This window comes from Methanocella paludicola SANAE (assembly GCF_000011005.1).
In the GTDB taxonomy this organism is placed as follows: domain Archaea; phylum Halobacteriota; class Methanocellia; order Methanocellales; family Methanocellaceae; genus Methanocella; species Methanocella paludicola.
The window spans coordinates 2,646,432-2,671,151 of sequence record NC_013665.1; the positions used below are offsets into that span (position 1 = coordinate 2,646,432).

20 protein-coding genes are annotated in these 24,720 nt (G+C 57.2%); 6 read left to right on the forward strand and 14 right to left on the reverse strand.

Annotation, left to right across the window (positions count from 1 at the left end; all coding sequences use genetic code 11):
* Positions 1-2: 2 nt before the first annotated feature.
* The 9 genes from MCP_RS13705 to MCP_RS13745 all read right to left on the reverse strand — a co-directional run bounded on the left by MCP_RS13705 (position 3) and on the right by MCP_RS13745 (position 12,404).
* The gene (locus MCP_RS13705) at positions 3-1,847 is read right to left on the reverse strand and encodes a tetratricopeptide repeat protein (RefSeq protein ID WP_231845089.1); all 1,845 of its coding nucleotides are present in this window, start codon (positions 1,845-1,847) and stop codon (positions 3-5) included.
* 87 nt (positions 1,848-1,934) lie between these two features.
* Positions 1,935-2,447 carry an acetolactate synthase small subunit gene (gene ilvN, locus MCP_RS13710; protein ID WP_012901445.1) on the reverse strand — a complete coding sequence of 171 codons (513 nt, stop codon included), beginning with the start codon at positions 2,445-2,447 and terminating at the stop codon, positions 1,935-1,937.
* Complete coding sequence (locus MCP_RS13715) at positions 2,447-4,147, reverse strand: acetolactate synthase large subunit (protein ID WP_012901446.1); 1,701 nt, start codon at positions 4,145-4,147, stop codon at positions 2,447-2,449. Before MCP_RS13715 ends, ilvN begins: the two co-directional genes overlap by 1 nt.
* 87 nt (positions 4,148-4,234) lie before the next feature.
* Positions 4,235-5,752, reverse strand: a complete 1,518-nt coding sequence (locus tag MCP_RS13720) for a (R)-citramalate synthase (protein ID WP_128567236.1) — start codon at positions 5,750-5,752, stop codon at positions 4,235-4,237.
* Between the two features lie 164 nt (positions 5,753-5,916).
* A complete protein-coding gene (locus tag MCP_RS13725) occupies positions 5,917-6,915 on the reverse strand; it encodes a carboxypeptidase-like regulatory domain-containing protein (RefSeq protein WP_158301497.1) in 999 nt (332 codons plus the stop codon).
* Between the two features lie 64 nt (positions 6,916-6,979).
* Entirely contained in the window at positions 6,980-7,288 is a 309-nt protein-coding gene (locus tag MCP_RS13730; protein ID WP_012901449.1) for a ferritin family protein, read from the reverse strand.
* A gap of 40 nt (positions 7,289-7,328) precedes the next feature.
* A complete protein-coding gene (gene aglJ / locus MCP_RS13735; RefSeq protein ID WP_012901450.1) occupies positions 7,329-8,228 on the reverse strand; it encodes an S-layer glycoprotein N-glycosyltransferase AglJ in 900 nt (299 codons plus the stop codon).
* 7 nt (positions 8,229-8,235) lie between these two features.
* Positions 8,236-11,109 carry an oligosaccharyl transferase, archaeosortase A system-associated gene (locus MCP_RS13740; protein ID WP_012901451.1) on the reverse strand — a complete coding sequence of 958 codons (2,874 nt, stop codon included), beginning with the start codon at positions 11,107-11,109 and terminating at the stop codon, positions 8,236-8,238.
* 128 nt (positions 11,110-11,237) lie between these two features.
* Entirely contained in the window at positions 11,238-12,404 is a 1,167-nt protein-coding gene (locus MCP_RS13745; RefSeq protein WP_012901452.1) for a glycosyltransferase, read from the reverse strand.
* A 126-nt stretch (positions 12,405-12,530) separates the two neighbouring features.
* Here MCP_RS13745 and MCP_RS13750 point away from each other — a divergent pair, with 126 nt between their 5' ends.
* Positions 12,531-13,571, forward strand: a complete 1,041-nt coding sequence (locus tag MCP_RS13750) for a glycosyltransferase family 4 protein (RefSeq protein ID WP_012901453.1) — start codon at positions 12,531-12,533, stop codon at positions 13,569-13,571.
* Between the two features lie 4 nt (positions 13,572-13,575).
* The gene (locus tag MCP_RS13755; RefSeq protein ID WP_012901454.1) at positions 13,576-14,676 is read left to right on the forward strand and encodes a glycosyltransferase family 4 protein; all 1,101 of its coding nucleotides are present in this window, start codon (positions 13,576-13,578) and stop codon (positions 14,674-14,676) included.
* On the opposite strand, the gene MCP_RS13760 is transcribed toward MCP_RS13755, so the two are convergent.
* Complete coding sequence (locus MCP_RS13760) at positions 14,673-15,569, reverse strand: glycosyltransferase family 2 protein (protein WP_012901455.1); 897 nt, start codon at positions 15,567-15,569, stop codon at positions 14,673-14,675. The genes MCP_RS13755 and MCP_RS13760 overlap by 4 nt on opposite strands.
* Positions 15,570-15,688: 119 nt before the next feature.
* Here MCP_RS13760 and MCP_RS13765 point away from each other — a divergent pair, with 119 nt between their 5' ends.
* Entirely contained in the window at positions 15,689-16,891 is a 1,203-nt protein-coding gene (locus tag MCP_RS13765) for a glycosyltransferase family 4 protein (protein WP_012901456.1), read from the forward strand.
* Here MCP_RS13765 and MCP_RS13770 read toward each other — a convergent pair.
* Both MCP_RS13770 and MCP_RS13775 read right to left on the reverse strand, forming a co-directional pair.
* Positions 16,869-18,359, reverse strand: coding sequence for a flippase (locus tag MCP_RS13770; protein ID WP_012901457.1), 1,491 nt, complete (start codon positions 18,357-18,359; stop codon positions 16,869-16,871). The genes MCP_RS13765 and MCP_RS13770 overlap by 23 nt on opposite strands.
* Positions 18,360-18,479: 120 nt before the next feature.
* Entirely contained in the window at positions 18,480-19,943 is a 1,464-nt protein-coding gene (locus MCP_RS13775; protein WP_158301498.1) for a glycosyltransferase family 39 protein, read from the reverse strand.
* Between the two features lie 209 nt (positions 19,944-20,152).
* Between MCP_RS13775 and MCP_RS13780 the strand changes: the two genes are divergently transcribed.
* Positions 20,153-20,983 (forward strand): hypothetical protein, encoded by an 831-nt coding sequence (locus tag MCP_RS13780; RefSeq protein WP_012901459.1) that lies wholly within the window; start codon positions 20,153-20,155, stop codon positions 20,981-20,983.
* Between the two features lie 24 nt (positions 20,984-21,007).
* Here the strand turns inward: MCP_RS13780 and MCP_RS13785 are convergent, their stop codons facing one another.
* Both MCP_RS13785 and gmd read right to left on the reverse strand, forming a co-directional pair.
* Positions 21,008-21,946: a GDP-L-fucose synthase family protein gene (locus tag MCP_RS13785; RefSeq protein WP_012901460.1), complete on the reverse strand. Its 939-nt coding sequence runs from the start codon at positions 21,944-21,946 to the stop codon at positions 21,008-21,010.
* On the reverse strand, positions 21,946-23,004 hold the full coding sequence (gene gmd, locus MCP_RS13790; protein ID WP_012901461.1) for a GDP-mannose 4,6-dehydratase: 1,059 nt from the start codon (positions 23,002-23,004) through the stop codon (positions 21,946-21,948). The genes MCP_RS13785 and gmd overlap by 1 nt, the downstream gene beginning before the upstream one ends.
* A gap of 267 nt (positions 23,005-23,271) precedes the next feature.
* On the opposite strand from gmd, the gene MCP_RS13795 reads away from it, so the two are divergent.
* Positions 23,272-23,751: a dTDP-4-dehydrorhamnose 3,5-epimerase family protein gene (locus MCP_RS13795; protein WP_012901462.1), complete on the forward strand. Its 480-nt coding sequence runs from the start codon at positions 23,272-23,274 to the stop codon at positions 23,749-23,751.
* 5 nt (positions 23,752-23,756) lie between these two features.
* On the forward strand, positions 23,757-24,716 hold the full coding sequence (rfbB, locus tag MCP_RS13800) for a dTDP-glucose 4,6-dehydratase (protein ID WP_012901463.1): 960 nt from the start codon (positions 23,757-23,759) through the stop codon (positions 24,714-24,716).
* Positions 24,717-24,720: the final 4 nt, after the last annotated feature.

A 24,720-nucleotide genomic window follows, 5' to 3' on the forward strand; every position in this document is an offset into this window, starting at 1 on the left:
TATCACTGCTTCTTATTGTTTAGTGCCCGCATGCATGCCTCGGCCACTTCGGAGGGAGTTCCCGATCGCTCGAGCGCGTTCCTGAACTTCCCCGCCGCGCCGGGCTCGCCAGGATTCAGGCGAAGCGCCGACATGTACTCGCTGATGGCGCCCTGTAGGTCTCCCATTTCATCCAGGGACAGCCCGAGCTGGTAGTGCGCCCGGGCGTTCATCGGGTCGATGCCCGTGGCGATGCGATATTCGTCCACGGCGTCGCCTATCCGTCCCGTGGCCCGGAGCGCGCTGGCCAGGTTGAAGTGCAGGACCGCGTCGTCCGGGCTCAACACTGCCGCCTTCCGGTATTCCTCGATGGCCCTGTCGAAGCAGCCCGATATCGCCAGCGCAAGGCCCAGGTTGATCCTCGCCTCCACGAATGCCGGCTTGAGCCGCAGCGCTTCCCGGTACTCCCCCATCGCGTCGCCAAGCTCTCCCCGGCAGGCGTATGATAGGCCCAGGTTGTGGTGAGCCATCGCGTACTCTGGCCTGGTGGCAAGAGCTTCCCTGTATTCCTGTATGGCGCCATCGGACTGGCCTTTCGCCATGAGGGCGGTGCCCAGGTTATTATGGGCGTCAGCCAGGCCCGGGTCGAGCCGCAGGGCTTCCCGGTACTCCCCTATGGCAGCGTCCACCTGCCCCCGGGCATCGTATGCGACTCCCATGTTGTTGTGGACCATGGCCAGGCCGGCGCCGTGCTGGCCGGCCAGCATGGGCTCTAATTTTAGCGCCTTACGGTATACCCATATGGCCTCGTCTAACAGCCCCACATTATACAGGGCCAGCCCGCGGTTATTGTAATCCCACGCGTCGGGCTCTATGCGGGAGGCGGGCGCCGGGGGCTCCATCCCGGACCGGGAGCGATAGAGGCGCTCCAGGTCAGCCCTGAGGGAACGAAAATCCCCGTACCTTTCTCCGGGCGATTTTTTCATGCACTTCCGGATGATGGGATACAGCCTGCTGTTTACTCGTGGCACCGGGGCCTTGCAGTGCATCCGCCGGTATTCGTCGATGCAGTCCGAGGCGAACGGGGCACGGCCTCCGGAGGCCATCTGGTAGAGGATGACGCCGAACCCGTAGATATCGCTCCGAAGGTCGCTCGTGCCGTCGAACTGCTCGGGCGCCATCCAGGGAAGCGTGCCCGCTATGGCGCTGCCGGGATATCCGTCCATATCGTATGAGCGTAGCGTCCCCTCCCAGAACCTGGCCAGCCCGAAGTCGGTGATCTTGAGCGTGCCGTCCTGCGATATCATGAGATTATCGGGCTTGATGTCCCGGTGGGGAGTGACGCCCTGGGAAGCGGCGTAGGCCATCCCGTCGCAGAACTGTATGGCCCACCCCAGAGACTGGATAAGAGGTATTGGGCCTTTAATGAAATGGGCGAGCGTGTTCCGCCCCATGCTATCGGGCTCAATATACTCCAGAACGATGAACAGGCGGTTATCGAGGGCCTCCACGCTGACGGCCTGGACGATGTTCGGGTGGGCGTCCAGCAGCACCCAGGCCAGCGCCTCGTGCTGAAAATTATTCTTGATACGGTCGGAGTAAAGGTATTTGTCCTGGAAGGTCTTCAGGGCGTACATCTGCCGGGCACGGCGGTCGTAGCACACGTACACGACGCCCATGCCGCTCTTCCCTTCGCCGCCCAGAACTTTATACACCACGTACTGGTCGCCTATCACCGAGCCCACCCCGATCTTCAGCTCGTCGGGAATGGCCGGCCGTGCTGTGCCTCCTTCGATCATAGAGCGCTCCAGCCTGCCCGGTACGTAAACGGTCTCCTCTCCGGCCTGCTCCGGCCTGTCGCCTAGCAATATATTACCCCAGAAGTAAAAGAAGAGCAATTAGAATAAAAAAGTTACTATAGGGATATTAAAAATAATTAAAAGAGCCGTGCGGGCTCATTTATCGAACTGCGTGGGCTTTGCGCCCCTTACGAGGGCCACTTTGCCCGTACGGACCATCTCCTTGATGCCGAAGGGCCTCATGAGCTCCTCCAGGGCGTTGATCTTGTCGGTGCTGCCCGTCACCTCGATGATTAGACTTTTAGCGCTCACGTCCACGATGCTGGCCCGGAAGATGTTCACGATCTGGATGATTTCGGCCCGAGCGGTGGGGTCGGCCGTTACCTTGAGTAGGGCCAGCTCCCGGTCGACGGACTCGAGGGGCGAGATGTCGACGACCTTGATGATGTCGATCAGCTTGTTCAACTGCTTCGTGACCTGCTCGATGACGTGCTCATCGCCATGGACTACGATGGTCATCCGGGAAATATCTGGATTCTCGGTCACGCCCACGGTGAGGCTGTCGATGTTATAGCCCCGCCGGCTGAACAGGCCGGAGACGTGGGTGAGCACGCCGGGCTTGTTGGCGACCAGCACCGAAAGGGTGTGGTAATTGTTGCCGTTGGCCATTACTTGAACCCCCTTTGCTCGACGAACTCGTTGATGGACGCGCCCGCGGGGACCATGGGGAAGACGTTCTCCTCCTTGGACACGCGGAAGTCAATGAAGACGGGCTTATCGCTCTTCATGGCCGACTTGATGGCGTCCTTCACGTCGCCCTGCTTTTCGACCCTTATTCCTACGGCATGATAGGCTTCCGCCAGTTTCACGAAGTCCGGCTGGCCGCTCATGTCCGTGTAGGAGTAGCGCCGGTTATAGAACAGCTCCTGCCACTGCCGGACCATGCCCAGGTACTCGTTGTTCAGGATGGCCACGCGCACCGGGATGTCGTTGCTCACGGCGGTCGCCAGCTCCTGAATGTTCATCTGGATGCTCCCGTCGCCGGCGATGTCCCAGACCTCATTGTCCGGGCAGCCGACCTTGGCGCCGATGGCCGCGGGGAGGCCGTAGCCCATGGTGCCCAGGCCGCCCGAGGATATGAACGTCCTGGGGCGCTTGCACTTGATGTAGTGGGCGGCCCACATCTGGTTCTGGCCCACCTCGGTGACGAATATGCCGTCTTTGACGAGCTCGTTGAGCCTCTCCACGATGCACTGGGGCTTCAGCTCGCTGCAGTCCTTATCGTAGTCGAGCGGGTACTCCTTCTTCCAGTGCTCGATCTTCTGGTTCCAGGCCGAGGACTTCGGGAGCTTTATTTTGAGGGTGGCGTTCAGCTTCTTGAGGACGGCCCTGGCGTCTCCCACGATGGGCACGTCCACCCGGACGTTCTTGCCCAGCTCCGCAGGGTCGACGTCGATGTGTATGACCCTGGCGTTCGGGGCGAAGCTCTCTAGCTTGCCCGTGACGCGGTCGTCGAACCGGGCGCCGATGGCTATGAGAAGATCGCAGTCGATGATGGCGTAATTGGCGTACCTCGTGCCATGCATGCCCAGCATGCCAAGCGACAGGGGGTGGTCTTCGGGGAAGACCCCTTTGCCCATGAGCGTCGTGGTCACCGGCGCCATGATGGTCTCCGCGAGCTGCCTGACCTCGTCGGCCGCGTTCGCCGCGATGGCGCCGCCGCCCACGTAGAGCACCGGCCTCTCCGCGCTCTCGATGAGCTGGCAGGCCTTCTTGATCTGGAGCGGGTGGCCCGCGTAGGTCGGCTTGTAGCTCTGGAGCTTGGCCTCCTTCGGGTACTCGAACTCCATCATGGCGGCCTGGACGTCCTTGGGGATGTCCACGAGGACGGGGCCCGGCCGGCCCGTTGAGGCGACGTGGAACGCCTCTTTGATCGTGAGTGGCAGCTCCTTTGCGTCCTTGATGAGGTAGTTGTGCTTCGTGATGGGAATGGTGATACCGGTGATGTCTGCCTCCTGGAAGGCATCGTTGCCGATGAGCCTCGTCGGCACCTGGCCAGTGATGGCCACCATCGGGATGGAGTCCATGTAAGCGGTAGCGATGCCCGTTACCAGGTTCGTGGCCCCCGGGCCGCTGGTGGCGAGGCATACGCCTACGCGCCCCGTGGCCCTGGCAAAGCCGTCTGCGGCGTGCGCCGCTGCTTGCTCATGCCTGACCAGTATATGGCGAATGCTCGAATCGTAGAGCTCGTCATACACGGGCAGGATCTGGCCGCCCGGATACCCGAAGATGGTATCCACGCCCTCGGCCTCGAGCGACTTTATCAGTGCCCTCGCGCCGGGGATCCTCTGGGGTGCGTTCGCGCTCACTTCTTGACCTCCTTTGTTGTGCATGGCTTGTAAGAAAATAGGGATATTAATAGTTTATCATTATTGTTCATATCAGACCCCGTGCCCTCACGGCTCCGCCGCTTTCTTTACGATGCCGTTCTTCTCTTCGATGAGGCGGTTCATCCCGTCGATGAACGCCTGGACCGAGGCCATGATGATATCGGGGCCGGCGCCGCGGGCGCTTATTACTCTGCCGTCCCGGGACATCTTGACCCACACCTCGACTAAAGCGTCCGTGCCTCCGGTGATCGCCTCGACTCGGTAGTCGTCAAGCTTTACGTCCGCTACTCCGGATATGGACCGCCTCAGGGCGTTGAGCGCCGCGTCCACGGGGCCCACGCCGACTCCGGATTCGACGACCTCCTGGCCGTCGATGGTCAGCTTGACGGAGGACGTCGGGGTCGCGTGGTTGCCCGACAGGATGGTGCAGTCAATGAGCTTAATTCTCGCCACGGTGTGGTTGCCCAGCACGCTGTCGGCGATGGACATCAGGTCCACGTCGGTGACGTGCTTGCCCATATCGCCCAGGCTCTTCACGCGCTTCGTGATCTCGTCGAGCTGGGGGCCGGTCGCGCTCAGCCCGAAGCCCTGGAGGGCCAGCTCCACGGTGGAGCGGCCGGCGTGCTTCCCGAGCATGATCTGCCGCTTTCTCCCGATCGTCTCGGGCGTGATGGGCTCGTAGGTGGCCGCGTTGGCCATCAGCCCGTGCACGTGGATGCCGGACTCGTGCATGAAGGCGTTGTCGCCCACCAGCGACTTGTTGGGTGCGACGGGGATGCCCATGAGCCGGCTGACCAGCCGCGACGCGGGATATAAATTCTCGAGGACGATGCGGGTGTTGACGCCGTATAGCGACTTGAGCACGATGGCGACCTCCTCGAGCGAGGTGTTGCCGGCCCTCTCGCCCACCCCGTTCATGGTCACGTGGGCCTGGCTCGCCCCGGCCCTGAGCGCCGCTACAGTGTTCGCAGTGGCCAGGCCGAAGTCGTCGTGGCAGTGGATGCTCACCGGGGCCTTTACGCCCGTAACGAGCTTTCGGAAGATATCGTACGTTCGCTCCGGGTTGAGGACGCCGACCGTGTCGCAGAAGCAGAGCCTGTCGGCGCCCGCCTCCACGCCCGCCCGGTAAACGTCCAGTACATAGTCCAGGTCGGCCCGGGAGGCGTCCTCGCCCGACAGTTCGACGATCAGCCCGTGCTTTTTCGCGTACTCGACCATGTCCACGGCAGTGCGCTTGACCTTCTCCCGGTCCTTCTTTAATTTCTGCGTGATGTGGAGGTCCGAGATGGGCACGACGAGGTGCACCGAGTCGACGTCGCAGTCGATGGCGTAGTCTATGTCGCTTTTGACGATGCGCGCAAAACTGCATATTTCAGCCTTCAGGCCTTCGCGGACGACGGCCCTGATGCCGTCGCGCTCCCCCTGAGAGGTGATGGCCGACCCGGCCTCGATAACGTCTACGCCGAGGGCGTCCAGATTTCGGGCGATCCAGACCTTTTTCTCCGGCTCCAGGCTGACGCCCGGGGTCTGCTCGCCGTCTCTCAACGTGGTGTCAAGGAACCTGACATCGGTGAATAAAAAGATCCCTTCTGTTTTCCATAGAAGATTCCTAAGTCGTAATCGCGCTCGTTATATTTTAACCTTTGGGTTTTTATTGGCCTGTAATCGTCGCCCAAAAGAAAGAAAATGAAAAAGAGTTAAGCCCCGTGCATGGGGAACCGTATGACGGCCTTTACACGCCCGGCCCTTTATATCTTCGGCGGCTTCGGGCCATCATCCTTCTTCTGGCCGCTCAGCCCCTCGCGCTCCCTGCGCTTGCGCTCCATCCACTCGTAAATGCCGATGGAGCCGGCGATGACCGCGATGAGCGACGAGACCGTGCCCACGCAGAGCGCGGGGTTATACATGAGTGAGACCCATGAGTCTATGGGATTTACCGTGGGGGTCGGCGTCGGCGTCGTTGTCGCCACGGATATCGACTTTATCCCGATGGCAGCGACCGTCGCGTCCCCGGTGATCTTGCCGTTCGTGGTCAGGGAGGCGGGCTGATACCCGCTGGCGCTGATGGTCATCGTGTACACGTCCGGGTACATTTTGGGAGAAGTAAAGGACCCGTCGCTTCCGGTCTTGACCGGCGGGTAGGTCTTTTCGTATGACACGGACCTGAACGTGATCGTTGCGCCCGATACCGCTTTGCCCGTGGACTCGTCAACCACGACGCCCGCAATGCTCGCGCTCTCCGGCGGAAGCGCGGAGGGTGTCGGGCTGGTGATGACCGCGATCGTCTTCGTGTACGAGTCGATGAGCGTCCCGTTCTCATAGGCTTCAAAGCCGAAGGTCACGACCTGGCCGTTCTGGGCCTCGATGGACGGCGTCGACACCGTCAACGACTCGTTGGCCCCGACCGAGATGGTCACGCTCTGCGAGCGTTCCTCAATCCAGGCGATGATGGTTATGGGCTTGCCAGTATTGGATACGGTAATGCTCTCGTGGTCAACGCTCCATCCTGCCGTGGCCGTGTTGAAGACCTTCCTCGGGGCAGGCGTCGGCACGGGAGTGGGGGTTACAGAGATGCCCGGCGTGGGCGTGATGCTCTGGTTGTCAGTGGAATTGTCGTGCCCGGCGGCGGAAGCCGAACCCATGCACGGTAATGAAATAACGATTAACAGGAGTAAGATCGTCGCAGTCTTGTAGAATTTGTGCACGTTGATCCCACCGACGCCCATCGAGCGTTTCTTTTCGCTCATAAGCATTTATTTGACTATATAGTTTTTCATTAGTAAAAATACGGAGTAAAAATAAGGAAGAAGCTCACTTTTTCTTGAGCTTCTTCATCATGTCCTCGACTTCCTTGTACCCCTTCTGGTACGACTCTTCCTCGTCGGGCTGAAGGTACTTCAGCAGCCTGAGGAACTCCCCGGCGTGGACGACCTCCTCCTCGGCGATGTCCTCCAGGACGGCCTTCGCCACTTTGTCGTCGGTCGAGTCGGCGAGCTGTCTATACAGTTGCACGGCCTCGTACTCGGCCGCGATGTCGAAGCGTATGGCCCTGACCAGCTCGTCCTTCGTCAGCTTTCTCGGGGCGTTCATGCCCGCGAATGGGTTTGCGAACTCTGGCATCTAAAAACACCTAAAATAATTATATATCTCGAAATATTTATTAGCGTTTCCTCAACTCTCTCAGGGTCTCGCGCTGCACCTGGACGATCATGTCGCTCAGGTACCCGAAAATGAATATCTGGACGCCGGTGATGGTGAGCAGCGCCGTGAGGATCGTGAGCGGAAGGTGGTTGATGCCCTTGAACCAGTCCCAGGTCACGTATGTGCCGACCGCGATGCCCGCGGCGACGAAGATGGCCCCCACGATGCTTAAGTAGAGCATGGGGTTGTACGTCTTGCCCAGCTTGTAGATGGTGTAGCCGATCTTGAAGCCGTCCTCGAGCGGGTTGAGCTTCGTCGGCGCCCCGGCGGCCCTGGCCCTGTACGAGATGGGCACCTCGAGCATCCTGAGGTCCTTCTTTATGCTTTCCACCGTGAGCTCGACCTCGATGCCGAATCCGGACTGGTTAAGGTCCATCCGCTTGATGGCCTTATTATCAAATGCCCTGTACCCGGTCAGAATGTCTTCAAGGCACACCTTATAGTCGATGTTGAACAGCTTGTTCAGCACCTTGTTCCCGAAAAGGTTCAGGCCCGTGAAGGCGCCTTTCTCGTAGTTCGCAAAGCGGTTGCCCATCACGTGATCGGCCTTGCCGGCGGCGATGGGCTCGATGAGCTTCTCCACCTCTTCGGGCAGGTACGTCCCGTCCCCGTCGATCATGACGGTGATGTCCCTGTCGATGAGCCCGAACGCCTGCTGCACCGCAGTCCCTTTCCCCTTGCCATCCTGGGAGATGACCCGGGCGCCGGCGGCCTTCGCCTCCGACACGGTATCGTCGGAGCTATTGCCGTCGATGACGAGCACGTCCTCGTAGCCAAGTGCCTTGAACCGGGCCACGAGGTCACGTATCGTCTTGCCCTCGTTCAGCGTGGGGATCAGTATGCACACATTGTCTTTCATACTAGCTTTACGTTATTTGTACGGTCGAGCCGCTCATGACGGCGCTCTCGGGCACGTCCACGGTCTTCGTGACGTTGCCCACGGTGATCATGTACTTGGTCTGGGGGAGAATGCCATACGAGTACCCGTCGCCCTTCATCTCCTCCGTCGAGTATGGCACGACGAACGAGTACGAGCCGTTATGCGCCACCGTGGACGCCGTATAATTGAACACGCGGCCGTAATCGGTCTTGAGGGTGAGCATGGCGGTGACGTTCGTGCCCTCCGGGGCGCTGCCCACTAAGGTGGCGCCGTCGACCTTCTCGAAGATCTTCACCCACTTGGCTGGCGGCCTGGCATCATAGCCATACATCGTGCCCAATGAGTCCGTCGATACGACAAAGTTACTGTACATCTGGTAGATGTCCGTGGCATTCTGCAGGTTATTGAACGACAGCGGGTTATTGTAGCCGACGTATCCCTGCTCGCGGTTGACCACCTTCAGGTTCACGTAGTACGGGCCCGCGGACTCGTACACGAGCCGGTAGTGGCTCATCTTATCCGCGTCGTGGTAGTACAGGCGGTTCATGGTGGATTTGTCCCACTTGCTCGTATCCGCCAGGATGGGCACGGTGTTGTTGTTCTGGTACATGGCGGTGCTATCCATGTAGATGAAGGTGCTGTTGGTCACGTACTCCCATCCGTCGGAATCGCCGATCCATTCCTGTATCGCCGGGAACTTGCCGGTCGCCATCTGGTTGTCGATGGCCACGTACCTGGAGCCCAGGGCGTCGAGCATCTTCACGCTCGTATCCTCGTCAATGGAGCAGAAGAACGGCGACGCTCCGGTGGTCCCGTTCTCCTCGGTGATGCCCGCCTGGAACGGGTTGGCGTTGGGTATGCGCTGGGCCACGTACTCGATCATGTGGCCGTAGTCCCACCAGCTCATGACGCCGTATGCGCTCGACGGATAATCGTATGTCTTCTTCAGCGGCGACTTATAGTACTGTCCGCTCGCATAATTGAAAGTGGAGCTTACGGTCGTGCCCTGGGGGTCGGGAGTGTGGTTCCTCATCCAGGTCAGGGCGTCGTACCACTCGTAGGCCATCCCTGACGACGCCGACTCGGCGGTCTGGAAGATGACGCCCTTGGAGTTCGCTCCCGTGGAGTCGCTCAGGGGCAGTGCGGGGTATACGGCGATAAGGCCGAATACCAGCACGATGAACACCAGCGCGAGGCTTGCGCCCATGTTCTTCTTCATGTAGCGCTGGAAGCCCTCCATGCTGTCGACCTTCTTCTTGAATCCGGCCAACAGGCCGTCCAGGTCGATGATCTGGAACATCTCGAACGCCAGGTACGCCGTCAGGAGGGCGGCGTTGACCGCGAAGTAGTATGTGAAGCGGTTCTGCGCCATGAGGGCCCAGGCCATCACGATGTTCCATATGAGGAACATGAGCTCCGCCGGGCGCTGGGTCCGGAATACCCGGACGATGAGCAGGAGCAGCCCCACGACCGCGGCCGGGAAGGCCCAGTAGTACATGGCCCATAGCGTGGCGAAGCTGACCTGGCCGGTGGACCGGTCGATGAACGTCGGGTAGGCTTCCTCGATCGTGAGCGTCCCTCCGCTGGGGATGAGCTGGGTCATGCTGTACTGGAGGATGCCGAAGAGGCCCGGAACGATGAGGTATACCAGGATGATGCCGATGGCGGCGATCCCGACGATGGCCACAGGGAACGCCCATTTCTCCGATTTGCTCTCCTTCAGGGCGCGGGCCACGCCATATTCGACGCACACGCCGGCGAAGGCGAATATGAACAGCAGGGGCTGCGTGAGCGAATAGTACACTGCCTGGAACGTCATGTTGGACACGGAGTAGGGCAGCACCATGAGCACCGGTATAAGGAAGACGAGGGCGGCCAGTATGACCAGGTAGTCAAGCGAGCGGCCCCTGTAGTTGTCTATGAACGCCTGTAGCGTGAAGTATACGAACAGGCCGAACGCGAGCAGGAGGGCGCCGATCCAGTTTAGCAGGTAGCAGCCCATGAATATGCCCGCAAGGGCGCCGTAGACCAGAGGCATCTTGAGCGAGCCCCAGTCCTTGTTCTTGATCTGCTCCAGGCTGAGTTTCGACGTTCTCGCGGCATCCAGGGCGTAGACGAGGCATGCGACGGTGCACGCCATGAACAGCACTTCCGCGATGTGGTGGTCGAAAGAGCCCAGCATTGACCGGTAGAAGAAGGCGCCGGGCATGAACGCGATGGCCAGGGCGCCGATGAGCCCCGCCGGCCTGCCGAACAGCTTCTTGCCGATGTAGTAGACCGGGATGATGACCAGGGTGCCCAGCACCGCCGGATAGTAGGCGGCCACGGCCTGGATGAGCGAATCGCCCGGGTTCCCCAGGCCTAAGATGAGAAGCAATGCCGCCGGTATGAGCTCGAAGAGCGGCCCGAAGTGGATGGTATTGCCGTAGGGGAAGTGGGTGAACGGGTCATATAATATCCTGAACGGGAAGTGCTCCAGCGTGTTATACAGCAGCCTCATGTGGTAGACGCCGTCGTCCGCGGCGATGTTGGCGTAGGTGGAGCCGTTGAGCCACCCCCAGTTGGTGAAAACCGCGGCGTGGACGGGCACGGTCCTGATGTAGAACATGACGCCCATTAAAATTATAATGGCTATAGTGAATATCGTGAAGTTTGACTTTATGAAGCCGACCGCCCTGTCGGCGAAGCTTGCCTGTTTTACCGGCTCCGGGGTTGCCAGCTCTGCCGTTTGCATGCCGTTTGTCGGTTTATCCGCCGGTACCGCCTGCTCGACGACAGGCTTCTGGGGGACCGCCTTTTCCTGCTCGGCGGCCTTTTGCGTTGATTTCAATGCCTTCTTCCCTTTCGATGGTTTTGCCATCCGCTCACCTTCCGTGGATAGATTATGGGGTGAATGAGCACCATTTTACATATACCTTTCGTACAATGAGGTTGACGTGCTTGTGCTCGCCGCTTTTTATGCTTAAAATATAGGTCGGGCCTCATCATTTAAACTTTATCGTGATATCGTCCAACCGGCCGCAGCGTGGAGATGAGGGCCCCGTATTTTTCCCTGATCGTGTCCCAGCCGCGCTTCGGAGGCTCGTACGGTCCCGGCTTTTCGGCGTACACCCGCACGAGGGCGTCCCTGATCGCGCCCACATCGCCGGGAGGCACGAACAACGTGCCCGCGTAGTCGGCCATGGATTCCTCGAGCCCTCCCACCTTTGACACGACGATGGGCTTGCCGAAGGCCATGGCAATGTGGGCGACGCCGCTCTGCGATGCCCTCAGGTATGGCAGCGACACCACGTCCGCCGCGTTGAAGTATAGCGGAATGGAATCGTCCGGGATATAGGAGTCCACGAGCGTGATGCGGTCCCGGTAGGGGCTGCTCGCGATGGCCTGCGTGACCGCCTCCCTGTCCTCCCATATCTCCCCGGCGATCAGGAGCCTGGAGCTGTTCGCGATATCGGCCGGCATGTCGCCGAAGGCCTTAATGAGGTTAGGTATGCCCTTGTAGGGGCGGATGAGCCCGAACGTCAGGATCACGTATTCGCTGTCCAGCCCGAGCTTTTGCCGGGCCTCTGCCTGCGGCACCTGCCTGTACTGGTCATACAGGCCGTGCGGGATGACCTGCACTTTCTCCTCGGGTATGCGGTACTTTGAGACGACGAGCTTTTTATCCGACTCGGAGTGGGTCACGTATTGCGCGGCCCTTCTCACCAGGAGCCGGCCCATGGCCCGGGAGTATAGCCTTATGGGCAGGATGGACTCCTCGAGCGGGTCGACGACCTCGTGGAACTCGAGCACGGTCTTCGCCCTGGTGGAAAAAAGGCTTATGATGAGATGCATGTGTGCTACCGATGAGGTCCACCACTGGAGGATGACCACGTCGGGGGCTTCTCGCTTTAAGAACTGGTACGCGCCATACCATGTCAGCGGGTTGTTGTAGTCCATGCCGTTGAAGACCTTTACATCGCTTCGGTAGTCCAGGTCGGAGAGGTCCTTGCCCACGTGCTTGCTCCCGGGGAACATGAACTTCGGCAATAGATCCCTGAAATTGACGACCGAGACGCCGTAGCCGTCGGCGAGCGAGTTCGCCAGGCGTATCGTATAATAGCTGATGCCGCTCAGGAACTTTTTCGAGGGACCCACGATGCAGATTTTGGTCATAGGCGCTTCAAAGGCGTCTATCCGCCCTGCCGATATAAATAACTTTATTACTTCGTCGAAGCGCCCGCCTCAAGAAAATATATTTATGGGCGCCGGGCAATGGTAAGCCAGTAGTTGAGGCATCGGATGAGGATAGCGCAGGTATGCCCGCGGTACAGGCCTTACATCGGAGGCGTCGAGACGCACGTGGAGGAGCTGAGCAGGCGCCTTGTACGCCTGGGGCACGAGGTCACGGTCATTTCGACGGACCCTTCGGGTAAGCTTCCGGCGTCCGAGGTCATCGATGGAGTGAAGGCCGTGCGTTTCCCCGCCTTCGCGCCGGGCGACGCATACTATCTTTCATCGCAGCTGCGCTCGTACATGAAAAAGGCCGACTTCGACGTGGTCCACGCCCACGGCTACCACGCCTTCCCCGCGCTGTTCGCCGCCTCCTCGAAGGCCCCGAAGTTCATTTTCACACCTCATTATCATGGCAAAGGCCATACTCCCCTGCGGAACCTGCTGCTGAAGCCCTACGCCTATCTCGGGAAGAGCATCTTCGAGAGGGCCGGCCGGATCATATGCGTTTCGGAGTTCGAGAAAAGCCTTGTATGCAGGGACTTCAAGTGCGACGGCAAGGCCGTCGTCATCCCGAACGGCGTCAACAAGGCCGAGTTCAAGGGCCTGGAGCCTTTCCCTAAAGGCCTAAAAGTTATACTATACGTGGGCCGGCTGGAGGAGTACAAGGGAGTCCAGTACGCCATCCGGGCGATGCCCTATCTGCCGTTCTACAGGCTGCTCATCATCGGCAAAGGGCCGTACATGGAAGCCCTCGTAAAAGAGGCGCAGGATGCGGGCGTTAAGGACAAGGTGGGATTCATGGCCGACCAGTCCCGGGCAGACCTGCTGAGGTGGTACGCCACGGCTGACGTGTTCGTCATGCTTTCCACGGCCGAGGCGTACGGCATCACGGTCGCCGAGGCGCTCACTGCGGGCGTGCCCTGTATTGTGGCGAACGGCTCCGCGCTCTCCGAGTTCGTGGGGGATTCGTGCCGGGGCGTAGACGTCCCTATCGGCGGCGAGAAGCTCGCCCAATACATAAAAGAAGCACAGTTCAACGGCATGCCACGCAACGTGCTCGACTGGGGCGAGGTCGCGGAGCGGGTGCTCAAAGTATACGGGGAGTAGCGGGATGGATACGGCGATCGTCATCAAGCGGCTTGTCGGCCAGGACGCGATGAGCAACTTCACGATGGCGTCTGCCGAAGCGCTAAAGAAGACCGGAAAGGTCACCGTATTTACTTTTGCTTACGAGCGCCCTCCCGTAGAGGGCGTGGAAATTCGACTTATGGGAGGCAAAAACAGCCACAGCATGGGCACGAACCTGGAAGCCCTGGCGGGCGCAGTCGGCCTGGCCCGTGAGCTTTCGAAGTACGACGTGTTGTTAATGGTCGACCCGGATGTGGGCCCGATGCCCGCGTGCCGTCTGGCACTGCGCTATAACCCTAAGCTGAGGGTCATGTGGACCTTCCATGGCCTCACGCCCGTGCAGTACGTGAGCGGCGCCAGGGACCGGTGGCTCATGCGGATCAGGAAGTTCTTTTATGTCCGCTCCATGAGGAGGGCCGACATGGTACAGGTATTCAGCCAGTTCATTAAAAAAGAGGTATTGCATTGGGGGATCGATCCTTCCCGGGTCGTGGTCATGCCACTGGGCGTGGAGCCGGGCGGGATGCGGGGCGACGGGGGCAAGGTCAGGAGCAGGTACGGCATCGGCGACAAATTTGTGGTCCTGTACGTGGGGCGCCTGGCCAATTTCAAGCACGTCGACGAATTAATTAAGGCCGTATCCACCCTGGATGATGCCTGCCTCCTGATCGTCGGGGATGGCCCTGAGCGTGAAAATCTGCGGAAACTGATCAAGGAGCTTCACATGGATAGCCGGGCCTGGCTCGCAGGGAGGGTCCCTGACGGGGAGCTGCCCGACTATTATGCGGCATGCGACGCGTGGGCCACGGCGAGCCGGCACGAGGGGTTCTGTGTCCCGGTCATCGAGGCGATGTCGGCCGCGAAGCCCGTGGTCGTGCCCGATACGGGCGCCATGCCCGAGACCGCGGGCCCTGCCGGACTGGTATACAGGCCCGGGGACGTAGCGGACCTCGCGAAAAAGCTCGGCATGCTCATTAAGGATAAAGCGCTCTACTCTTCGCTAAGCAGCCGGGCGGAGGAGAGAGTTCGTGAGTTCGATATGCAGGCGGTGCTCAGGCAGTACGTCGGCCTGTGCTCGCGCTAGGGCTCGAGCTTTCCGTACTTTTTGTTGATGAAGTCGCCGATGCCCCGGGCTATGTACCGGCTCCTTCCGGGCCGTCCCCTGAGCAGGTTCACTAAATACGATAGGCCATACCGTATAAAAAAGAGCGGGTAAAAGATGAGCTTGTGGTACCACCGGCCGTTCACGCTGACGAAGAGGGGCAGGTTTCTCGGGCCATAGTAATAATCGGAGTCCTTCACTTTGCCTGTAGATATCCCGGCCTTGTGGAATATGCGCGCGTCGTAGTCCACCACGGAACGGTAGCCGGCCGAACGTGCCCGGAGGTTCCAGTCGGTCTCCTCGAAGTAAAGGAAGTAACGCTCCTCCATAGGGCCGATGCGCCTCGCCACCTCCGACTTTATTAATAGCGCGCAGCCGCTCACGTAGTCGACCTCCCGCACGCCGGCAAAGTCTTTTTCTGGCAGCCCCTCTCCCATGTTCCCGATCTTACCTGTGAACATGTTGATCCTGCCCCCGGCCGACCATATTTTTTCAGGGTCGCTGTACATGCATATCTTCGGGCCCACGATGCCTATGCCCGCGTCACTTTCGGCCGTGCCTACCATCCTGCCCAGAAAGCCGGGCTCGACGGTCGTATCGTTATTCAATAATAGCAGATAGTCGGCGCCTTCCTCCAGGGCTCGCTTTATGCCTGCGTTATTCCCTCCGGCAAACCCCAAATTCTCCTGGTTCACCAACAGCTCTATGTCCGGGTACTTCTGCCTGAACAACTCGACGGACCCGTCGGTCGAGGCATTATCGACGAGCAGTATTTTATAGTTCGGGTAATCGAGAGATATGAGCGAATCCAGGCACTCGGCTGTGTCGTCCGTGCCGTTCCAGTTTAATATGATGATGGTGACGCAGGGCTTCATATCTAAGAACGTTGACACATTTGCCTGAAAGCCTATATAACTTCCCCGGCCAGGGTAAAAGCAGGTTTATATCGTATGCATATTATATGTGAATGCGTTGGCCGGATGGTGAGAGAAGTTTGAGGATCGCGCTGGTGAGGGGAAATAACCTGAATCGTTTTGAGATGCAGAGCTATAAGCCCCTATCCCAAAGGCACGAGATCACGGGATATTCCTCCTACACGAATAAGTTCGAGACCGTAGACATGGGATTCCCCGTAAAAAAGCTGCACACCACCGAGGAACGTTATGGTTTTTTACCATCACCGCTGAGAGGCATGGCGTATGGATTATCTCTTCCCAGGGGCTTGAACGAGAGGATGGCTGGCCTGGAGAAGGAGCTCGAGGATAAGGATATCGTCCATACGGCAGAAACATTTACTGGCTATTCTTACCAGGCCGCCAGATACAAGGCCGTAAGTAAGGTCAAGCTTGCCCTGACCGTATGGGAGAACATACCATTTTTATCCACGCACCTCTTCCGGGGATTTGATGGTATATCGGAGACGATGCGAAGAGCCCTGACCGGTAATGACCGCATTGTCGAATATACTAAAAGCCGGGCCGATGTCTTCATTGCCGTGACTGATCGGGCGAAGGCTGCACTGATGATCGAAGGGGTTCCCGAAGACCGTATCCGGGTCGTCCCGGCGGGCATTGACACCGGGCGCTTCAAGCCTGCGCCCGCCGATCCGGAATTGAGGAAAAAGCTGGGCGCTTCTGACGATGACCTTCTAGTATTATACATGGGAAGACTGGTTAAGGAGAAAGGCGTCTATGACCTGCTCCACGCGGCCATGCTGATAGCCCGAGACCCTGAGCTGAAGAGCGTGAAGATTGCGATGGTGGGCACAGGGCCGGAAAAGGACGCCGTGGCCGAAAGGATCGCGCCCGCCGGCTTAAGGGAGCGGGTGTTGCTTGCCGGAGGCTTTTCTTATAGTGCCGTACCAGATCTATACAATGCGGCCGACACTTTTATACTCCCCAGTATTCCTGCGCCTTTCTGGCAGGAGCAGTTCGGCATGGTACTGGTCGAAGCCATGGCCTCTGGCCTCCCCGTCATTTCAACGATGAGCGGCTCAATACCCGAGGTAGTGGGCGATGCCGGCATATTGATACAGCCCAATGACCCGTTATCCATCTACAACGAGATCAAGAGGCTGGCCGCAGACGCATCGGCCAGAGAAGCGTATGGAAAGCGGGGCAGGCGGAGGGCTCTGGAAAAGTTCGATACCCGTATCGTCTCTGAGCAAGTCGAAGCTATTTATCGGGACCTGATGTAGTACTGGCCTGATCATTTTTTACTGGAGCCGCGTACTTTCCTTTGAGGATAGACCGGACCAGCGATAGGTCCTCACTATCGATCCCTCCTGCGGCATAAAGCGAGACAAAATACACTAAAATACCGCATGGTATCAGGACCAAGATGTTCCAGCTTTTCAAGAGCCAGAGGAAGGCTCCCATGACCATACTTGCGGCCGCCACCCTGCTCAAGATCTGTACGATGATAGCGCCCTTGATACCAAATCCCAGCCTTGTGGCGTAATAAAAGCTGATCACCAGCATCGTTAGCTCAGACATCACCAGCGCAAAGCTAGAGCCGATATAGCTTAAGAGAGGTATTAATATGATGTTCAAGGCGAAGTTCACGAGCATGCCTATCCCGATTATCACCGTCGTGAGCCTCTGATGGTTGGTAGAGCTGAATGTCTGCAGGAATGGCGTGTATACGAAGGACAAAAAGACGGACCATATCACTATTTGCATGACGACTATGGATGGAGAATATCCATCGCCATATATTGTCCATATGATCTTATCCGCCAGCACAGTTGCGCCAACTGCCATCGGCACGCCTATTACCAGCATGAACTTCATGTACTTCTCATAGATCAGCTTCAGGTTATCCGGAGAAGAAATGAAGAACCTGGACATCGCGGGAAATAACGCGGTGTTGACCATCAAGGGCACAACCTGGAGGTAGTGTACAAGCCTCGATGACGCTGAGTACCAGCCCAGCACATCCTGCGCCTGCATGTTGAATAATAGCAAGGAGTCAATAGAATAATAGATCGTCAGAAAAAATCCCCCAATGCCAAACGGCAGGGATTCGATGATGATTGTTTTTAAGAACCGGGGGTCTAGCTCCATTTTCGGTTTGACGATAAAAAGTGCGCTGACTATTAAGCTATAGATTATGACGAGCAGGTTCGTTGCTAGGTTGATGAATGCAAACCCCATAAGCCCGAGGTCAAAATGTATGGCCAGAAAAGTGCCCGAGAACATCAGGACGCTGTATAACACCGTACCGATGGACTGGTATTCCATCTTTTCGAACGCCTGGAAAAGCGAGTTGAACAGCCCGTTCAATACGTATAACACCGTCGATATGGCGATGATATAAACGACCTGAATGGTCTGCTCAGGATAATCACCGACATTTATGACTACGGCCATAACCAGTACCAGGAGCACGGACAGGAATATCCTGAGCGCGGCCAAGTTACCGAGGTACTTGCCGGCCTGTGACTTATCCCTGGCAACCTTCATCGCCGTCAGGGTACTGAAACCGAAGTCGGCAAAATAGGCGAATACGGTGGTAAACGACAGGGCGAAGCTCATGATGCTGAAGCCATCGGGCGTCAAATATCGCGCTGAATAAGAAAGGTATGTCAGGCTGACGGCTATGCTGATGATCTGCGCCGCCAGCAGGACGGTCGTGTTCTTGGCTAATGTTCTCGCCGTAGACATCTATCTCAACCATCACGGGCCATGAATCAGGTGCCCGTAAGGGGCAATGGATCTAGCCCCTAGAAGTATGAATTAGTTCACCTGTGCATCTTTGATAAATCTTTTGGTGTTATCCGGTTTTTATGTCGGGCGGTAATAGACCGATGCCCTGGATACCGTGGCACGTAACTGCATATGCTCGTTCAGCAAGGGCAGTACGTCTTCGTTCCCGGGATTATCCCGAATATCAGATACGATAGCCCATACAATGCCGCTATCGTCACTTATTATGTCGTCATAGCTCGAATTTTTTTCGACCATATCCTGGATCCCCAGCAAGCCGGCATACAAGCCCGGCGATATGCTGTCGCTATTGAATACTACGACCTTATCCCCTGAGCTCGAATGGTCCTTAACGTATTGCATGGCTCCCCTTATGTCTACGTTCGTGCCGCTGTACAACGGCGTAATGCTGAATGCTACGGCCAGGAGTATGAGCGCGATCATGCCGGCGAGCGTCATTACCCTATATCGGGCATTACCCGCATGCTCTGCGAGCGATACGATGCCGTTGGACACGAGCGCGAGGTACGGAACGATTAAAAATAATATATACCTGAACCCGCAGAACCTGGTAAAGTTAGATAGCAGGAGCGTGGCCATCGAAGCGATGATAAGTATCGTGAGCAGGTACGATAGCTCGCGGGACTTTTTCCTCCAGGCGAGGACGATGCCGGCGGCGGATAGCGCCATGTATGCCGCGGTAAACGCCACTGTGAGGATGGTCCGGGGGTTCTTTATGCCACAGGCCGTCAGGAAATACGCTAACTTCGGGAAAAACATGAGGTTATCGGTTTGTAGCTGGCTGGCCACCATGCTCGATTGCGACTGGTGGTACGCAACGGGAAGCTGGGGCAGGAAGGCCAGAAAGATCAACGCCATGATGATGAGCAAATGCCGGAATGCCGCCGTGTTAAGGGCGTCCTTGCTTTTTGTCCTGAACGATATGGCGAGGCCATACAGGGCCAGCGTGCCCGTGAGCAGGAAACCGTAGTAGTGCGTGTACACTATCAATACGGAGGATATCGCGAAAACCGCCCAATCGGCCAGCTGGTCTCTCTTTATCGAGCGGTAAAAATAGTACATCTGGATGGCGCCCAGGAATACCATCATCGTGTACATGCGCGCCTCCTGCGAATAGGTAATGCCGGCGAAAGAGACCGCGTAGAGCAGCGAGGCCACGATACCCACGTTCTTTCCAAAAAGATCCTTCGCCAGGAAATAGAGAGGGAATATCGCAAGGACGCCAAATATCACAGAGGGCATCCTTGCCACGAGCTCGATCTGTCCCGGCAGGCTCAGGAAAAAGTGCAGGAGAAGATAATAAAGGGGAGGATGGACGTCTTCGCTTGCCAGCGCAATTATTCCCGTGAGGCTGTTTTGGGACAGAACGATACTAAACGACTCGTCCAGCCACAGGCTATCAAGCCCCAGATGATAAAGCCTCAGCACTAGCGTGAGGAGGGAAATGGCCGCCAGGCATATTGCGTAGCGATTATTCGCTACGACTTCTATCGGGCTATTGAATGATCGTTGACCAGCCATGCCTCGGAAATCCTGAGATCCTTTACGCATCCCGGTCATAGTAGTCTATGTGATAAAGTAGCTGAGGAATGATAATTCTTGTGATTTTCAATAAAGTACAGTCGGCGTCTGGCTTACTGGTTACATTGACAGTCATACTTCCGGCCATGAAAGCGAATAGGTTAAATAAGCGCAGGATGAACTCACCTGATTGACTTTAACGTGATACCATGCTGACCCTGTTTACGATGCCAAAGCCTTTCCGGGGATACATCGGGACCATCCAGAGGAACGCCATTAAGAGCTGGACCCTGCTGCGCCCCGAATGCGAGGTCATACTATTCGGCGACGAAGAGGGCGTGGCCGAGGCCGCCCGCGAGCTGAACGTGAAACACGTGCCTTCCGTCGAGCGGAACTCCTATGGAACGCCTTTACTGGATGATATGTTCGAGCAGGCGGAGAAGATAGCGTCTAACGATCTAATGTGTTTTGTGAATTGCGACATAATTTTAATGGACGACTTTATGGCTGCCCTGGAAAGGGTAAACGGCGTAAAACGACGGTTCTTAATGTGCGGGAGGCGCTGGAACGTCGACATCATGGAGCCATATGATTTCTCCGAGGGCTGGGAGGGACGGATGAGGGAGTTCGTAAAGGCCACTGGCAAGCTTGTACCTCCGAACTCTATTGATTTTTTCGTATATCCCAGAGGCCTCTGGGGAAATGTACCTGCCTTCGCTATCGGCAGGCCGCGGTACGATAACTGGATGATATACATAGCTCTGGATAGAGGCGCCATGGTCATCGATGCCACATCGGCGGTCATGTCGGTGCACCAGAACCACGACTATTCACATGTACCGCAGGGAAAGAATAATAGCTGGGAGGGGCCCGAGGCCGAGGCCAATAAGGACCTGTATGGGAGAGAAAAGCCGCTGTACTCTCTGATGGATGCCAGCTACGCGCTTACGGAAAGCTCGCTCAGGCGGGCTGTTAGCGTAACATCGGTTAAGCACATGGTCCAAAAATTCTTCCATCACAAATTTATTTTCAAGGGCTAAGCAATAATCTCGAAATTTCCCCGCTCAGGGATACTTTGCCTTATACCACTCGATCGTCCGCCTCAGGCCTTCACGGAAGTTCACCCGGGCTTCGAAGCCGAACTCTTTTTTAGCCCGGCTCACGACCAGGCACCGCCTGGGCTGGCCGTCCGGTTTCGTATCATCCCAGACAATCCTACCCCCGTAGCCAGTTAGCTCTGATATTAGCGATGCCAGGTCTCTGATGCTGATCTCGAAGCCCGCTCCTAGGTTGATGGGCTCGGGCCTGTCGTACCTTTCGGTGGCCAATATAATGCCCTCGGCCGCGTCCTCTACGTAGAGGAACTCCCGGGATGCTTTACCAGTGCCCCAGACTTCGACCGTCTTTTTATCGTCCCTCGTGGCCTCGGCGAATTTTTTAATGAGAGCCGGGATAACGTGGGAGCTTTCCGGGTCGAAATTGTCCCGGGGGCCATAGAGGTTGACCGGTAACAGGTATATGGAGTTAAAGCCATACTGCATCCGGTAGGCCTGCGACTGGACGAGCAGCATCTTCTTTGCCAGCCCGTACGGCGCGTTGGTCTCTTCCGGATATCCATTCCACAGGTCCTCTTCGTGGAATGGCACGGGCGTAAACTTAGGATAAGCGCATACAGTACCCACGGCTACGAATTTTTCCACGCCTTCCCGTCTTGCCGCTTCCATCATCTGGATGCCCATGATCGCATTATCGTAAAAGAGCGTGGCCGGGTTAGCCCTGTTATAGCCGATGCCGCCGACCCTGGCCGCTAAATGAATGACGATATCGGCATCTTTAACGGCGTTTATGCAATTGTCCATCCGCGTCAGGTCCGTGTCCCTGCTCCGCGGTATTTTAAGCTGTTCATCTCGAACTCCCCTCTGCTTGAGCTTCTCGACGACAAAGGAGCCTAAAAAGCCCGCTCCACCCGTGATAAGTATATTTTTATCTTTCAAGTCGATCATCAGTCACACCCCCACCACTTATTCTCGAATTTTTTCTCGATTATACGGTCACCCTCGCCGGCCGGCTCGAGCCCCGAGGCGCGCATATCGGCGTCCATCATGATCTTGACCAGGTCGTCGAACTTGACCCGGGGTTCCCAGCCGAGCACACGTTTAGACCTTGAAGCGTCGGCTATCAGGTCTTCGACCTCGGTGGGCCGGAAGTATTTGGGGTCAATACGGACGTGTTCGCTCCAGTCGAGCCCCGCGTAAGAAAATGCCTTCTCTACGAATTCCCGTACGGAGTGCGATTCGCCCGTGCCAATAACGAAATCGCCGGGCAAGTCATTCTGGAGAATCTTCCACATGCACTCCACGTATTCGGGGGCAAAGCCCCAGTCCCTCTTCGCGTCTAGATTACCCATGTATAGATACTGGTCTTTCTTCGCAAGTATCTTCGATATGCCACGGGTGACCTTCCTGGTGACGAATGTCTCTCCCCTGCGGGGGGACTCATGGTTAAAGAGAATACCGTTAGAGGCGAACATGTTATATCCTTCACGATAGTTGGCCACCATCCAGTACGCGTAAAGCTTCGCACATGCATAGGGGCTCCTGGGCCGGAAAGGCGTCGCTTCGCTTTGAGGCGGGGGAGAGGCGCCGAACATTTCGCTGCTCGAGGCTTGATAGTACTTTATGCCGTTCCCGCTTCTTCGGATGGCCTCGAGCAACCTCGTGGCGCTCAGGCCAGTAGCATTTCCCGTATATTCAGGTATGTCGAAGCTGACCCGGACATGGCTCTGGGCGCCGAGGTGGTATATCTCGTCGGGCTTCACATTGTAGATAATTCCGTTGATCTGCTCACTATCGGAAATGTCGCCATAGTGTAAGAACATCCTGGCGGCGGGGTCGTGGGGGTCGACATAGATATGGTCGATCCGGCTCGTGTTGAACGTGGATGCCCTGCGTATGATACCGTGGACCTCGTATCCTTTACTCAATAACAGCTCGGCTAGATAAGAGCCGTCCTGACCCGTTATACCGGTAATTAATGCTTTTTTAGGAATACTCCACCACACCCTCGCAATATACGTTTTTATAAAGCCGTATAGCTCTGACAGAAGTGCATTATACGTGGTTCACTTGACCTACTAATCTTAGTATCGTAATATAAAGCCATTTTGTTCTTTTATTGTATTTAATTGTTGACCGGAGTACTCGGGGCGACAACATATCATATAACGCTATAGCCCGGTCATACAGGCTACAGGTTGCCGTACGCCTGGCTTGACGAGATAAGTTTTATATTGGCATATGCTAGTAAGCATCTTATCAGGAGAAATTGGATGCCTCAAAAATTAATCGATGGCGTCCACGTTAAGCAGCTAAGGCTGAACGTGGACGAGAGGGGATTTTTAATGGAGATCATGCGCCCGGACTGGGAAACGTACAAGAAGTTCGGGCAGGCCTACGTGACGTCCGCGTACCCTGGCGTCGTGAAGGGCTGGCACTATCATAAGAAGCAGTTCGATAATTTTGTGTGCGTCCGGGGCATGATGAAGGTCGTGCTGTATGACGGCCGTGAGAACTCGCCCACGAAGGGCGTTATTAACGAGTTCTTCATCGGGGAGCGGAACCCGGTGCAGGTACAGATACCGCCCTACGTGTACCACGGCTTCAAGTGCGTCGGCACCGAGGAGGCGCTCATCGTGAACGTGCCCACCGAGATGTACGACTACAAGGAGCCGGACGAGTACCGGCTGCCTCCGGACACGAAGGAGATCCCCTATGACTGGGGCCTTGCGCCCGGATTGAAGCACGGGTGAGCCTCATGTCTTTGATGGTTACGGGCGCCGCCGGGTTCATAGGCGCCAACTTCGCTCATTTTATTCTTAACAAGCACCCGGGCATCGACGTCCTGGTGTACGATAAGCTGACCTACGCGGGCAACCTGGATAACCTGAAGGACATTCGGGGCAGGATCAAGTTCGTTAAAGGGGATATTTGCGATGCTGAGGCGGTCGGCAAGGCCATCAAGGAGCACGGCGTCGACGAGATCATCAACTTCGCAGCAGAGACCCACGTGGACAGGAGTATCGACAGCGCCTCGGACTTCCTTGAATCCAACGTGAAGGGCGTCTACACCATGCTGGAAGCCGCAAGGAAGTACGACATTAAGAAGCTCCTGCAGATCTCGACGGACGAGGTATACGGGAGCATCCAGGACGGCTCCTTCTACGAGACGTCCAACATCAATCCCTCGAACCCGTACTCGGCCGCAAAGGCCGCCGGCGACCTGCTCGCCCGCTCGTACTATAATACGTACAGGCTGCCCGTGCTCATCACCCGGAGCAGCAACAACTTCGGCCCCTACCAGTTCCCCGAAAAGCTGATACCCCTCATGATCCTGAAGGCCATGAGGAATGAGCCTCTTCCGGTCTACGGCACGGGCATGAACGTGAGGGACTGGATCTACGTGGAGGATAACTGCGCCGGCATCGACACGGTCTTCCACAAGGGCAGGCTGGGCGAGGTCTACAACATCGGCGGCGGCAACGAGAAGCCCAACCTCGAGGTCGTTCGGCTAATATTAAAGCAGCTTGGCAAGCCCGGGTCGCTCATCACGTTCGTCAAGGACCGGCCGGGCCACGACCTGCGCTACTCGCTTAACAGCGACAAGACTAAGGCGCTGGGATGGAAGCCCGCCTATACGTTCGAGGACGCGATGAAGAAGACCATCGACTGGTATGTAAATAATGAGTGGTGGTGGAGACCACTACTCAACAAATAACTTT